Source organism: Cohnella sp. OV330 (assembly GCF_900112065.1).
Taxonomy (GTDB): domain Bacteria; phylum Bacillota; class Bacilli; order Paenibacillales; family Paenibacillaceae; genus Cohnella.
In genome coordinates this window covers 49,679-63,610 of record NZ_FOKE01000017.1, presented here as the reverse complement: position 1 = coordinate 63,610, position 13,932 = coordinate 49,679, and the positions used below count along the sequence as shown (strand labels likewise).

General features: G+C 62.2%; 10 protein-coding genes. 5 read left to right on the top strand and 5 right to left on the bottom strand.

Going from position 1 to position 13,932, the window contains the following annotated elements; translation table 11 throughout:
* The first annotated feature begins 16 nt into the window (after positions 1–16).
* Positions 17–3,541, top strand: a complete 3,525-nt coding sequence (mfd, locus tag BM235_RS29465) for a transcription-repair coupling factor (protein ID WP_090117843.1) — start codon at positions 17–19, stop codon at positions 3,539–3,541.
* Entirely contained in the window at positions 3,528–4,694 is a 1,167-nt protein-coding gene (locus BM235_RS29460) for a peptidylprolyl isomerase (protein ID WP_090117842.1), read from the top strand. The genes mfd and BM235_RS29460 overlap by 14 nt, the downstream gene beginning before the upstream one ends.
* Before the next feature lie 369 nt (positions 4,695–5,063).
* On the opposite strand, the gene BM235_RS29455 is transcribed toward BM235_RS29460, so the two are convergent.
* The 4 genes from BM235_RS29455 to BM235_RS29440 all read right to left on the bottom strand — a co-directional run bounded on the left by BM235_RS29455 (position 5,064) and on the right by BM235_RS29440 (position 8,983).
* Positions 5,064–5,849, bottom strand: coding sequence for an anti-sigma factor (locus BM235_RS29455; RefSeq protein WP_158544127.1), 786 nt, complete (start codon positions 5,847–5,849; stop codon positions 5,064–5,066).
* A 5-nt stretch (positions 5,850–5,854) separates the two neighbouring features.
* Positions 5,855–6,421 (bottom strand): RNA polymerase sigma factor, encoded by a 567-nt coding sequence (locus BM235_RS29450; protein ID WP_090117840.1) that lies wholly within the window; start codon positions 6,419–6,421, stop codon positions 5,855–5,857.
* Between the two features lie 140 nt (positions 6,422–6,561).
* Entirely contained in the window at positions 6,562–7,338 is a 777-nt protein-coding gene (locus BM235_RS29445; protein WP_090117839.1) for a plastocyanin/azurin family copper-binding protein, read from the bottom strand.
* Positions 7,339–7,351: 13 nt separating this feature from the next.
* Positions 7,352–8,983, bottom strand: coding sequence for a plastocyanin/azurin family copper-binding protein (locus tag BM235_RS29440; RefSeq protein WP_158544129.1), 1,632 nt, complete (start codon positions 8,981–8,983; stop codon positions 7,352–7,354).
* A 348-nt stretch (positions 8,984–9,331) separates the two neighbouring features.
* On the opposite strand from BM235_RS29440, the gene spoVT reads away from it, so the two are divergent.
* The 3 genes from spoVT (at position 9,332) to BM235_RS29420 (ending at position 13,334) form a co-directional block, all read left to right on the top strand.
* A complete protein-coding gene (spoVT, locus tag BM235_RS29435; RefSeq protein ID WP_090117837.1) occupies positions 9,332–9,874 on the top strand; it encodes a stage V sporulation protein T in 543 nt (180 codons plus the stop codon).
* Positions 9,875–10,047: 173 nt separating this feature from the next.
* Positions 10,048–11,067 carry a LacI family DNA-binding transcriptional regulator gene (locus BM235_RS29430; RefSeq protein ID WP_090117836.1) on the top strand — a complete coding sequence of 340 codons (1,020 nt, stop codon included), beginning with the start codon at positions 10,048–10,050 and terminating at the stop codon, positions 11,065–11,067.
* A gap of 575 nt (positions 11,068–11,642) precedes the next feature.
* Entirely contained in the window at positions 11,643–13,334 is a 1,692-nt protein-coding gene (locus BM235_RS29420; RefSeq protein WP_158544131.1) for an oligosaccharide flippase family protein, read from the top strand.
* A gap of 121 nt (positions 13,335–13,455) precedes the next feature.
* On the opposite strand, the gene BM235_RS31800 is transcribed toward BM235_RS29420, so the two are convergent.
* A complete protein-coding gene (locus BM235_RS31800) occupies positions 13,456–13,860 on the bottom strand; it encodes a hypothetical protein (protein ID WP_143106753.1) in 405 nt (134 codons plus the stop codon).
* Positions 13,861–13,932: the final 72 nt, after the last annotated feature.

Genomic DNA, 13,932 nt, shown 5'->3' with positions numbered 1-13,932 from the left:
TATAAGGGGAAAAGCGATGAAGCCGCTAATGAATACGTTAGCTACCGACCCCGACTTCCAGTCCGTCCTCGCAGGCCTTCGGGGCAGCATGCGGGAGCAGCTGGTGGCGGGGCTGTCCGGTTCGGCCAGGCAGGTCATGATCGCCGCGACCGTCCGGGAGCTGGGGAGACCCGTGCTCGTCGTCACGCACAATATGTTCTCCGCGCAGAAGATGGCGGAGGACCTGCAGGAATGCCTGACCGCGGAGGAAGTGCTCCTCTACCCGGCCAACGAGCTGATCGCCGCGGAGACGGCGATCTCGAGTCCGGAGACGTCGGCTAGGCGCATGGATGCATTGCTTCAACTCGCGGAAGGCTTCCGCGGGGTTATTGTCGTGCCTTTCTCCGGCGTGCGCCGCTTCCAGCCGAGCAAGGATACGATGGCGAGCGCCTTCATCACCTTGCGCGCGGGCGAGACGCTGCCGATGGACGAATTCCTCCGGCGCATGATCGGGCTCGGCTACGAGCGCGTGGACCGCGTGGAGCAGAAGGGGCATCTCAGCGTGCGCGGCGGCATCGCGGACTTTTTCCCGCTCACGAGCGCGAGCGCGGTGCGCGTCGAATGGTTCGACGACGAGATCGACTCGATCCGTACGTTCGATCCGGCGGACCAGCGCTCGATCGAAAAGCTGGACAGCTATACCGTGCGTCCGTGCCGCGAGATCATCGCCGACGAGCGGCGCTTCGCGAACGCGGCGCAGCATGCCTTCGAGCTGCTCGAGGGCCAGCTGGAGAAGATGGCGGACCGCCAGGCCAAGGAGCGCCTGAAATCCGAGATTACCCGGGAAATCGACGACTTGCGCCAAAATACGTACTTTTCCGAAATCTATAAATATATCTCGCTGCTCTACCCCGAAAGACAGACGCTGTTCGATTATGTGCCCAAGGATACGCTGCTCATCATGGACGAGCCGAACCGACTCGCCGAGACGGCGCGCCAGCTGGAGCGGGACGAGACCGAATGGTCGACGCATCTGCTGTCGCAAGGCAAGTCGCTGCCCGGCTTCACGCTGGCCGTGCCGGCGGAGCAGGCGCTGTATCCGCGTACGTTCCAGACGGTGTACCTGTCGCTGTTCGTCCGCCAGATCCCGCACACGCAGCCGCAGAACATCGTGAACTTCGTCTGCCGCTCGATGCAGAGCTTCCACGGGCAGATGAACCTGCTGAAGGCGGAGATGGAGCGCTGGCGCAAGGGCGGCGCGCATATCGTCATGCTCGCTGGCAGCGCTGAGCGGGCCGAGCGGATGCGCCGCGTGCTCGACGACTATCAGATCGAGACGCCGGAGATCGTAGAGGGCAACCTGCAGAGCGGGTTCGAGATGCCTTCCGTCAAGCTCGTCGTCATCACCGAGGGCGAGATGTTCACCCAGAAGCAGCGGAAGGCGCGCCGCGTCGACCGCCGCATGGACAACGCCGAGCGCATCAAGAGCTATACGGAGCTGAAGGTCGGCGATTACGTCGTCCACCAGAACCACGGCATCGGCAAATATATGGGCATCGGCACGCTTGAAGTAGGCGGCATCCACAAGGACTACCTGCACGTCATCTACGCGGGCGGCGACAAGCTGTCCATTCCGGTCGAGCAGTTCGACCTGATTCAGAAGTACGTCGGCTCGGACGAAAAAGAACCGAAGGTAAGCAAGCTCGGCGGCGCGGAGTGGAACCGGGTCAAGTCCAAGGTGCGCTCATCGGTCAAGGATATCGCCGACGACCTGATCAAGCTGTACGCCGACCGCCAGGCCACGCAGGGTTACGGCTTCAGCGAGGATACGCCGTACCAGCAGGAATTCGAGGCGATGTTCCCCTACGACGAGACGACCGACCAGCTGCGCGCGATCGAGGAGATCAAGGCCGACATGCGCAAGCCCCGGCCGATGGACCGCCTGCTCTGCGGCGACGTCGGCTACGGCAAGACGGAGGTCGCGATCCGGGCCGCGTTTAAGGCGGCCATCGAGGGCAAGCAGGTCGCCGTGCTAGTGCCGACGACGATCCTCGCGCAGCAGCACTACGAGACGTTCCGCGAGCGCTTCTCCGGCTATCCGTTCAACATCAAGGTGTTGAGCCGGTTCCGCACGCGCAAGGAGCAGACGGAGACGATCAAGGGCGTCAAGGCCGGCACCGTCGACGTGCTGATCGGCACGCACCGGCTGCTGTCGCAGGACGTCGTGTTCAAGGACCTCGGCCTGCTCATCGTGGACGAGGAGCAGCGGTTCGGCGTCTCGCACAAGGAGAAGCTCAAGCGGCTCAAGACGAGCGTCGACGTGCTGACGCTGACGGCGACCCCGATCCCGCGGACGCTGCACATGTCGATGCTCGGCGTGCGCGACCTGTCGGTCATCGAGACGCCGCCGGAGAACCGTTTTCCCGTCCAGACCTACGTGGTCGAATACAGCCCGACGCTCGTCCGGGAGGCGATCGAGCGGGAGCTGGCGCGGGACGGACAGGTTTACTTCCTGTTCAACCGGGTGCAGGGCATCTACCAGATGGCCGAGCAGATCTCGGCGCTCGTGCCGGACGCCAAGATCGCGGTCGCGCACGGCCAGATGTCCGAGCAGGAGCTCGAGCGCACGATCCTGGACTTTCTCGACGGCGAATACGACGTGCTCGTCAGCACGAGCATCATCGAGACGGGCGTGGACATCCCGAACGTCAACACGCTGATCGTGCACGACGCGGACAAGATGGGCCTGTCCCAGCTGTACCAGCTGCGCGGACGCGTCGGACGGTCTAACCGGATCGCCTATGCGTACTTCGGCTACCAACGGGACAAAGTGCTTAACGAGGTGGCGGAAAAGCGGCTGCAGTCGATCAAGGAGTTCACCGAGCTCGGCTCGGGCTTCAAGATCGCGATGCGCGACCTTTCCATCCGCGGCGCGGGCAACCTGCTCGGCGCGGAGCAGCACGGGTTCATCGCGTCCGTCGGCTTCGACCTCTACTCGCAGATGCTGGCCGAGGAGGTCAACGCGCGCAAGGCCGAGTGGCACGGCGAGAAGGCGCCGCCTCCGCCGCCGGTCAACACGCAGCTCGACCTTGGCGTGGACGCCTACGTGCCGCCCGAATATATTTACGACAGCATCCAGAAGATCGAGATCTACAAGAAGGTGGCTGCGGCGGCCTCGGGAGACGACGTCAGCGACCTGCTCGAGGAGCTGGTCGACCGGTTCGGGGATCCGCCGAAGCCGGTGCTGAGCCTCTTGAGCGTAGCGCGAATTAAGGCGCTCGCGCGGGTCTACGGCATCGAGTCGATCGTCAACCGCAACGACGACCTGACGATCAAGTTCGAGGAGCGCCGCAGCGCGGAGCTCGACGCCAAGAAATTCAAGGCGCTCGAGGGCCGATACCAAGGCCGGGTGCAGCTAGTGCAGCAGACGCCGCATCCGCTCGTGCGCATCCGGGTCAAGGGGCTCGACGACGATTCCATGTTGGCGCTCGTAGAAGAGTTTCTGTTACAATATAAAGAAGCGACAAAATCCAAGGAGGAATTGCAAAATGCCCTACAATAAACGCGGAACGTACCGTCGGTTCGCTTTTCTGCTGGCGGCCCTCGTTCTGCTCGCCGCGATGGCAACCGCTTGCGGCAAAGGTAAAAACGAAAATTCCGGCGCGTCGGCGTCCGCTTCGGCCTCGGCCTCGGCCAGCCCGACCGCTAGCATAGATCCGGACACCGTGCTCGCCACCTGGGACGGCGGAGAGCTGAAGCAAGCCGAATTCGGCAAGTACGAAGCGTTCATGAACGTGACCAACCCGCAGATGGGGATGTATCTGTCGATCCCGCAGTACAAGGAAGAGATCGTCAAGCAATACATCCTGCAAAAGGCGTTCGCGGAACGCGCGACGGACGAGCAGAAGAAAGCCGGCAAGGCGCAGGCCGACGAGTTCAAGAAGCAGCTCGACACGGCGCTGAAGGACGAGACGAACGGCGCGTCCCTCAAGGACGCGATGAAGACGAACAACATCACCGAAGACGAGATGGTCGACCTCGTCGTCACGCTGGCGACGGGCGGAGAGATCAGCACCGCCAAGGAAAACGAAGTGAAGGCGACCATCAAAGACGCCGACGTCAAAGCAGAGTTCGACAAGGCACCGGCCGACTACAACGTCGACACGGTACGCCATATCCTCGTCTCCTTCACGGATCCTGCTACGAACAAGGAGCGTTCCGACGCGGACGCGCTGAAGCGCGCGCAAGAAGTGAAGAAGAAGCTGGAGGACGGCGGAGACTGGACCGCGCTGGCGAAGGAATACTCCGACGACACCGGCTCCAAGGACAACGGCGGCCTGTATGATAAGACGCAAGCGAAGACTTGGGTCGAAGAATTCAAGAACGCGGCCAACACGCAGGCGATCGGCGTCATCGGCGATCCGGTGAAGACGGAGTACGGCTACCACGTGATGAAGGTCGAAGCTCGCGAAGCCGCGACCTACGACAAGCTGTCCCAGACGGACATGGACGCGATCGTCTCGACGCTCGTCGATCCGAAGATGCAGACGTACATTCAGGAAGAAACGGACAAGCTGAAGATCAAGGTCACGCTGCCTGCCGAGCCTTCCCCGTCGCCATCGGCTAGCGCTTCGGCATCCGCGTCGGCTTCGGCCAGCGCGCCGGCATCCCCTTCGGCCAGCGCATCCCCATCGGCCAGCGCATCCAGCAAGTAAAAAGAATGCATGAAAGCACCCGGCTGCGGAGCCGGGTGCTTTTTTTGGCAAATCCGAAATGATCTTCGATGAATATCTGCGAGCGTAGGTTTATTGTCGAAATAACTGCATTTGTACACTTATTTTCTGGCGAGCAGCTGCGCGTGATGAAATAAGTGCAAATGTGCAGTTATATTCGAATCATGTACCGGTAGTTCGTTTACTTGATGGAATTAAATGCACTTTTGCATCTATCCTTTTCAATATGGCCGATACCGGTAAAATTAGATGTATTACTGCAGTTATTACTTTCCCGTCAAAACCTTAAAGAACCGTCAGGACGAGCTTCCCTGACGGATTTTTGGTTTTTGCGGTGTTTTAAGACGCCTATTAGACAGAGCCGAACATCTTTTCCCCGCGCGGCTGATCCCCGCGGTCGTCGGGCTCGAGCGTGATGCCGATCTTGTCGAAGTCCAGGTTCGCCGCCTCGATCGGCATGGCCAGCACGCCCAGGCCCTGATCGTTGTCGGCTACGCGGAAGGTGCCTGCGCTCTTGCGGACGCCGTCCTTGAGCAGCCAGACCTGGTAGGCTTCATCGCCGCTGGTCGGCGAAGCGCCGTAGACGTAGACGATGAATTGGCGGCTCTTTCCGTTGTCGACGATACAGGCGATGCCGAACGCCTGGGAAGCTTCGGGCGCCTCCGATTGGAGCGGGACGGCGAGCTTTACTTGCGATGCCGGCACGGATAGCGCCCGTTCGATCGGCAGCGGGCTTGCATCGTTTTCCCGGGAGAGCTTGAAATTCCAGACGGAACTAGCCGCCAGCAGAATCAGGAGCACGGATGCGGAGACCGCGAGCCAGCGGCTTCTTCCCGTCCGTCTGTTTTCCCGTCTGTTTTCGACAGGGCCTGCTTCTCTTTTTCCGCCCGCTCTCGCGATAGCCAGATCCGCCTCCAGCGCTGCATTCATTACTTGGCGCTTCAGATCCTCGGGCGGTTCGATGTTCTCCATGTCAGCGTACAGCGCCCCCCATGCGAGCTGCAAATCGTTCCATTCGGCCCGGCAGGCTTCGCAGCCCGGAAGATGACGTTCGAAAGCGAGCCGCTCTTCGTCGCTGCACTCGCCGGTCAGCACGGATAGACACAGATCGCATAGCGGCTTTTGCTTATCATGCATCGTCATCACTCTCCTTCCAAGGCCAGATGTCTGCGCAATATTTTCAAAGCCTGATGAAGCCTGTTCTTCACGGTGCCGAGCGGTTCCCCGTATCGGGCCGCCAGCTCCCTGAGCGTGAAGCCCTGCCAGTAAAAGTGCTCCAGCAGCTCGATCTGAGGACCGGTTAAATAGCGATAGGCGACGCGAATTTGACCTTTGAGCGATTCGCGCTCGACGCTGGCTTCGGGCGAAGCGTCTTCGTCGCCGGGAATGCTCGCCAGCTGCTCGGACGTATAGGGAACGATGCCTGCCGACTCTCTGCGCTGCTTGCGCAGCCAGTCGATCGTTATATTGCGGGTGATGGTAATGAGCCAGTTGGCGTATTTGCCTTTTTCTTCGCTGTAATCGGAGTCGGTCGTCCATAGCCGCACGAATACCGACTGCACGATATCCCGCGCGGCCTGCTCGTCCCGGACGGCTCTGAACGCATACGAATAGACGAGACTCGCGAAACGGTCGTATAGGACGGACAGCGCTTCTTGCCGCTTGAGCTTGACAAGCAGCATTAATTCATAGTCGGATAAATGATGCATAGGGGCATAGCCTCCAAGGTCGGCTTGAGGAACGCCTTCGCGCATGCGGCGTTCCAATCGGTCGATCGCGGCGGGCGATACGGCAAAAGCAGGGGAACCGGCTTGCCGGTCTCCCTGCTCGGATATGTGCGCGCGGGCGCTCAATCGGCCTTGACGACGATCGTCGCCCTCATGCCCGGATGGGGCGTGCAATAATAGCCGAATTCGCCTTCTTTCTCGAAAACCACCGTCTTCGATTCATCCTGGCCGAGAAGGCCGGTGTCGAAGGAGCCGTCGTCAGCGGTGGCGGTATGCTTGACTTTATCTCGATTCACGAACTTGACCGAGTCGCCCGGATGAATCTCCAGCTTTTCCACGGTGAAGCTGAAGTCGGCGATCTCGACGACATACGTCTTGGCTGCCGGCTTCTCGTCGTCGCTTCCGCCTTTACCGCCGTGCTTGTCATCCTGCGCCGAGGCGGAGGGAGACGGCTTGGGCGACGGCGACGGGGTTCCCTTCGTGCCCGAAGACGGGCGCGGACTGGCGGTCTTGACCGCGTCCGCCGAAGGAGACGGCTTGTGCGATGCGGAGGCGTGACTGCCGCTGTCGTCCGCTCCGCCCGAATGTCCGCCGCCGTCATCGGTTCCGCCGGAATGCTGCGCTTGCGGCGTCGCAGTCGGCTTCGGCGTAGCGCTTGCGGGTTCCGGCGTCGCAGTCGGCGTGCTGGCGGCTGTCTGCGCCTGCGCCGAGGCTTGCGGGCTCGCTGTCGGCTGCGCGCCGTCTTCCGCCGAAGCAGAGGCCGTCTGCGTCTGCGCCGAGGCGCTTGCCGAGTGGGCGGCATGCTCGTCATCCGCCTCAGCCGATTTATCGGATGAAGCGCCGCAAGCGGACAGCGCCAGCATGACTGCGACTAGGAGCGCCGCGAGGAAGCTTCTCATTCGCCTGCACCTCTCATTTTACGATAATTTGGCCGGTCATGAACGATTTGTGCGGCTGACAGTAATAATCGTACGTTCCGGGCTTATCCAACTTGATCGTATAGGATTCGCCTTTGGCGAGCAGCGGACCTGCGAAGCTGCCGTCCACCGCTACCGCATTGTGCTTCATATCGTCGAAGTTCGTGAAAATAATGGTCGAACCGGCTTCGACCGTAAGCGGGCCGGACCCGAACGAATAGTCCTTAATGTCGACGCGGTACGTCTTGCCGGTCTGCTCGGCAGGCGCCGCGGGCGCAACTTGGCCTGCGGTCGTGCCCGTGAACTTGGCGGGGTCCGCCACGAACCACGCTTGGTTAACGTTCTGGCCGGTCGCGTCGCCATGCTTCGTGTCCTTCACGAAATAATAGAGCGCGTAGCCTTTGAAAGCCGCCTGCTTGCTTCCGTCTGGGCGGGTAATCGTACCGAAGTCCGCCGCGTTCAAAGTGGACGGCACTTTCCCGGCAGATGCGCCGTAGGCCGGCCAGTTCGCCAGGCAGTTGTCCGTGCAGGCGCTGGTCTGCGGCGTATCTTTGTCGAAATAATAGAGCGTGCGGCCCGCGCTGTCGGTCAGGTAGCTGCCCAGCTCCGCGCTCTTGCCGATCATGACGCGATAGTCCGGCTTCGCCTCGAACCATATGCCCCCGACGCCCTCGCCTAGCGTGTCTCCAGCCTTGGCGTCCTTGACGAACCGATAGAGCGGCCAGCCTTTGTACATCCACTGCTTAACGCCGTTCGCATGCGTGACGACCGTGAAGTCCGCCGAATCCAGGCCGGCCGGAATCCGCAGCTCGTCGGCGGTCAGCAGCGGCCAATTGGCGACGCATTGACCTTGGCAAGCGTCGAGATCGTCCGCGTCGTTCGAAAAATAGTACAGCGTGAGACCTTTCCCGTCGGCTAAATAGGCGTCGCCGGCGGCATCATGTCGCAGCGTGATACGTTCTCCGGCCGGCAGCTTCGCGGTTGCCGGAAGAACGCCTTCCATCTGCAGCATGTCGAAGAGCGAGTGTCCCATCGCGGTTGGCGCCGACAGCGACTCGACCAGCGCGGCAGCCATATGCGAATTCGTAAGAGCCGGCGTGCCGGCGATCGAGGCCAGTCCTTTGCCGGACGCGAACGCTTCCGTATCTTTGTAGGCGAAGTCCGTATTCGAACGGTAGCCCAGCGTCTCGAGCAGCACTTTGTACAGCTGCTGCGAGCTTACGGGCGCGAGCGGGTTGAAACGGTTCGCGCCCTCGCCCTTCCAGCCGTATTCGGGATTGCCGTGCAGGAAGGCCAGAATCGGCCGGTTGCTCGCGCCGGCGAGATTGGCGTCCGCAAAGCTGTCGGTGCCTTCGTATGCTTTGGCCGCTTCCAGCTTCCCTTGCAGTCTCAGCGAGATGATGGCCGCTTGGATGCGCGTCGTGCCTTTAGCCAAGTACTCGACGGTGACGCCGCTGCCCTCGCCGATCAGCAAGCCCAGCTCCGCGGCCGCTTGACCGTCCGTCTTGACCGCCGCGCCGCCGGGCTGGACCGTTGCGGCCGGCGTATCCGCCGCCGACGCCAGGGCCGGCATCAGCAGGACCGCGCCAAGAGAGAATGCTGCCATCCACTTTCCGAATCCGTTCATTCGCATGACCTCCAAATATGAGTTGGGTGATGTTAGAGGTAACGCACGAGAAGGAAAAGCGGTTTGAACGAAATGAAAAAAACCGAAAAGGGGGCAAAATGGCGGAAATCGCTTTCATTGATTCTTCCAAGGCGACGCAGGGTAATTAATGGAAACCGAGGACTGGTCGATATGCCCGCCTGTGGGCGAGCGCATAAGAAATTGGGAGGGGTTAAATACTACTCCCATGGTAAAAGATCAATCCTTATCCCTGAGCTACCGCGTTCGTCATACATGCCGTATGCCGTAACTGATGCGGCTTCGGGCCATGGTCCAAAACATCCAAGGAAAGTGGGGCATCTCGCAACCATGAAAGCAACCGGAATAGTACGCCGCATCGACGATCTGGGCCGGGTAGTCATCCCGAAGGAAATCCGCAGGACGCTCCGCATCCGCGAAGGAGATCCGCTTGAGATTTTCGTGGACCGCGACGGGGAAGTCATTCTTAAAAAGTATTCGCCGATCGGCGAACTGGGCGACTTCGCCAAGGAGTACGCCGAGTCGCTCGCCGAGAGCACGGGTCATATTTGTCTGATCTCGGATCGTGACGCCGTCATCGCCGTTGCCGGCACGTCCAAGAAGGAATATCTGGAAAAGCCGATCGGACAGACGCTGGAAAATTGCATGGAAAGCCGCAAAATCACGCTTGAAGCAAGCGGGGGGCAATTCGACCTGCTGCGCGACAACACCGAGACGCTGAGCGCGTTCGTGGCCGCGCCGATCGTGGCCGGCGGAGATCCGATCGGGACGGTCGTGCTGCTCAGCCGCGAAGAGGGCAGGAAAATGGGCGAGATGGAAAGCAAGATGGTCGAGACGGCTGCCGGGTTCCTAGCCAAGCAGATGGAGCAATAACAGCTGCAACGCGGTCGCTTAATCAGACACAAATCAAGCTTCGCGAACGGAGAGATCCGGACCCGGAAGCTTTTTTTGTGCAGATATGCTTTAATTTAACGTTGCAAAGGTTACATGAAGAATTATAATGAATTCACGAGCTTCCGAAACGTTTTGGAGAAGGGGTGGATGCGTTGACGACAATCAAAGACCTGGCCAAGGCCGCCGGCGTATCCATTACGACCATCTCTCGGGCGCTCAACGGCTACAGCGACGTGAACGAGAAGACCCGCAAGCGCATACAGACGCTCGCCGATCAGATGGGCTACCGCCCGAATGCCGTGGCGAGGAGCCTCGTGACCAAGAAGACGCGGACCATCGGCGTGATTCTGTCCGAGATCAACCGCGAAGGCGCGAAGGACTCGCTTGCCTTCGAGACGCTGTGCGGCATCAACGACCGCGCGGTCGAGCTCGACTACGATATTCTGCTTTTCAGCACCAATCCGAAGAAGCAGCTGTCAAAGTCGTACGCCGATCTGTGCAAAGAACGCAATGTCGACGGCGCTATTCTGTCAGGCCTTCGGCTGCACGACCCGTACCTCGAGGAAGTCGTTCACAAGACGAACTTCCCGTGCGTGCTCATCGATATTCCCGCCGAGAGCCGCAACGTGGGGCACGTCACGACGGACAACGTACGCGGCGCCGCCGCGGCCGTGAATCATCTGATCGGGCTCGGCCACCGCCGGATCGCCATGATCAACGGTCACGACGAAGCCGCCGTCAGCCAAGACCGGCTGGAGGGTTACAAGCTCGCGCTAGCGGCCGCCGGCATTCCCTTCGACACTAAGCTGATCTACAACGGGGGTTTTAAGGAAGAAGGCGGGTTCGAGGCGATGTACGGCATTTTGTACCAGCATCCAGGCGTGACCGCCGTTTTCTCCGCAAGCGACCTGATGGTGCTCGGCGCGCTGCGGGCGCTGGAGCGGCTAGGACACCGGGCGCCGGAGCGCATGTCGATCGTCGGCTACGACGATATCGCCATCGCCGCGCACTGCTCGCCGCCGCTGACCACGATTCGCCAGGACCGCTACGCGATGGGCTACCAAGCCGCGCAGCTTTTGGTGGATATGCTGGAGAACCGGGACATCGGCCGCAAGATTACGCTTCAATCTGAATTGATCGTCCGTCAGAGCACCGCGCCTTTATCCGTGTAATCGTTTGGCTTCACGCCATGATGACTGAAGGCGTGTTTGTTTCCTCAAAAACCGAAACGTTTTGGAAAACGCTCACGGTTGTGCAATTCGATTATTACACGCGGATCGCCATGCTCGGCGCGTTCGTCGCATCCCAGCAGGCTGCCCGACTTGCCCGAGCGGCTAGGCGAACGTCTGGCCGTTCATGCCGCGCATTGCCGGACGACCTGGACAGCAGATCGGTCAAGCGTCTTGCCGGCGCTGTTCTTATGAATGAGGGGCGCTCGTTCGCAGACTACGCGGAGGAGCAGTCGGGACTATTTATCTTGCGAAAAGTGGAAAGCGGAGCGTAGCGCGGAGACGAGCGAATTCGAAAAAGCGTGCTGGCAGTTATCGGTCATAGGAGTGTCGCGCTGTCCGCAAGTCGGATGGAGCGGCGCTCTTTTTGCCGTTAGGTCGCCGTGCCGGCGGCGAGAAGTGCGGATATGCGGTTTTGCAGTGCAATTCGGACGCTACCTCCCTGTGCTATAATGATTTCACTTATTCGCAGGAACGGAGGAGCGCCGAACGCGGCATGCCGCGGCCGGCCAAGCGTCTTGAAAAGCCAATCCTCGCAACTCATGCGCGGCGCCGCCCTGCTCGGGGGCGCCGCGCTGCTGTCCAAGCTCATCGGCACGCTGCAGAAGATACCGCTTCAAAATCTGGCAGGGGACCGCGTCTTCGGATTGTACAGCGCCGTGTACGCGCTGGCGGTCATGTGGATGACGCTGGCGGCGGCGGGCATCCCCGTCGCGGTGTCCGCGCTCGTCGCCGAGCGCGTCGCCGCAGGAGACGAAAGCGGCGCGCGGCGGCTGCTTCGCTATGCCGCCGTCCTGCTCTCGGCGAGCGGGCTGCTCGCGTTCGTCGTTCTGTGGTCGGCGGCCGGCCCGCTGGCCGCCTGGATGGGCGCGCCCGAGGCGGCGGACGCGATACGCGCCTCCTCGCTGGCGCTGCTCGCGGCGCCGCTGACGGCCGCGCTGCGCGGCTATTCGCAGGGACGGCTCGAGATGGGCCGCCCGGCGCTGTCCCAGCTCGCGGAGCAATGCGCCCGCGTCGCCTTCATGCTGTGCGCCCTCGGCTGGGCGCTGCAGCGGGATTGGTCGGCGGCATCGACGGCTGCCGCCGTGCACGGCGGGCTGGCGGCCGGCGCGGCAGCCGGCCTGGCCGCGATGCTGATCTCCGGTCGGCGCAGCCGGGCCTACGATCGCGACGAGTGCAGCGTTTCCGCCGCAGATGCGGAAGCCGCCGTACCGAGAGAGCCTGGCCGCGTCCTGCTTCGCCGGATTATACGTGTCGCGCTGCCCGTCGCCGCCGGCTCGGTCGTGGCGCCGCTGTTCGGCCTGATCGACGCGTTTACGCTGCCGCGGTTCCTGCAGAGCGCGGGCGACACGGCTGCCGCCGCGATGTCCGCCTTCGGCGAATACAACCGCGGCGTCGCGCTGCTGCAGCTGGTGTCCATGGCTGCCGGCGGGGCCGCCGCGGCGTTGGTTCCCAGCCTCACGATGGGCCGCGGCTCCGCGCCCGGCATCGACGCCGAGAGCGCAGCCCGCGCCGCTTTCGCCATGCGGCTGGCTTGGTGGTTCGGCGGCGCGGCCGCCGTGGGCCTGGCAATCCTCGCGCGGCCGATCAACGTCGCGCTGTTCGCCGACGCCCGCGGGACCGCCGCGATGGCCGTGCTCGGCGCCGCCGCGCTCGGCGCCGCGCTGCAGGCCGTCAGCGCCGCCGTGCTCCAGGGGCTCGGCGACCTGCGCGCGCCGGCCGTCCACCTGGCCCTTGCCGCCCTCGTCAAGGCGGCGCTCAACGCCGCGCTCGTGCCGGCCTTCGGCATCGCCGGCGCTGCAGCTGCAGCCGCCTGCGCGTATGGCGTCGCGGCGGCACTCAACCTGCGCGCGCTGCACCGCCTGGGTGCGCTGCCCGCCCCGCGCTTCGTCTCCGCCGGCCGGCCCGCGCTCGCGCTGGCGGCACTCGCCGCGACCGCCGGCGGCGGCTCGCTCGCGCTGTCCGCGCTTACGCGCGGGCTTGCTCCGCGCGCCGCGGCGCTGCTCACGGCGCTGCCGTGCATCGCGCTAGGCGCGCTCGCCTTCGCGGCGGCGCTGGCCGCCTCCGGCGCGATCGGTCCGCGCGAATGGCGCGCGCTCCCCGGCATCTCCGGCTCGCGCGCCGAGCGGTGGCTGCTCCGCCTGCAGCCGGCTTCGCGCCGGGAGGGCAAGACTGCGGCCGAACAAGGCGGCACGCCGCCCTCGCCTTAACTTCGCGTGCCCGCCGATCGTCTGCCGGCGGGGTATTTTAACGCTATCCCCTTCGATCAGGCAACGCTCCGTACCAAGCCTTCCTGATTCAAAGGGATAGCGTTAAAACGGTAAAAAGTAGCTAGCTCAGTAGGGAAATAACGGCGCACAGTGCCGCTATTATGGGAATGGCGAGCGGGAGTAGGAAAATAACGGCACTCAGTGCCGCTATTATGGGAATGGCGAGCGGGAGTAGGGAAATAACGGTGCTCAGAGCCGCTATTATGGGAATGGCGAGTGGGAGTAGGGAAATAACGGTGCTCAGTGCCACTATTGTGGGAATGGCGAGCGGGAGTAGGAAAATAACGGCGCTCAGTGCCGCTATTATGGGAATGGCGAGTGGGAGTAGGGAAATAACGGTGCTCAGTGCCACTATTGTGGGAATGGCGAGCGGGAGTAGGAAAATAACGGCGCTCAGTGCCGCTATTATGGGAATGGCGAGTGGGAGTAGGGAAATAACGGTGCTCAGAGCCGCTATTGTGCGCAAGGTGGGGCTACGTAAGAAAATAACGGTGCTCAGTGCCGCTATCGATTGAATGGCGGGGCTATGTAAGAAAAT

What these genes read in the sequence shown, in the direction of transcription:
- mfd (WP_090117843.1), top strand. Translation starts at nt 17, where the DNA reads ATGAAGCCGCTAATGAATACGTTAGCTACCGACCCCGACTTCCAGTCC.
- BM235_RS29460 (WP_090117842.1), top strand. Translation starts at nt 3,528, where the DNA reads ATGCCCTACAATAAACGCGGAACGTACCGTCGGTTCGCTTTTCTGCTG.
- BM235_RS29455 (WP_158544127.1), bottom strand. Translation starts at nt 5,849, where the DNA reads ATGCATGATAAGCAAAAGCCGCTATGCGATCTGTGTCTATCCGTGCTG.
- BM235_RS29450 (WP_090117840.1), bottom strand. Translation starts at nt 6,421, where the DNA reads ATGCATCATTTATCCGACTATGAATTAATGCTGCTTGTCAAGCTCAAG.
- BM235_RS29445 (WP_090117839.1), bottom strand. Translation starts at nt 7,338, where the DNA reads ATGAGAAGCTTCCTCGCGGCGCTCCTAGTCGCAGTCATGCTGGCGCTG.
- BM235_RS29440 (WP_158544129.1), bottom strand. Translation starts at nt 8,983, where the DNA reads ATGAACGGATTCGGAAAGTGGATGGCAGCATTCTCTCTTGGCGCGGTC.
- spoVT (WP_090117837.1), top strand. Translation starts at nt 9,332, where the DNA reads ATGAAAGCAACCGGAATAGTACGCCGCATCGACGATCTGGGCCGGGTA.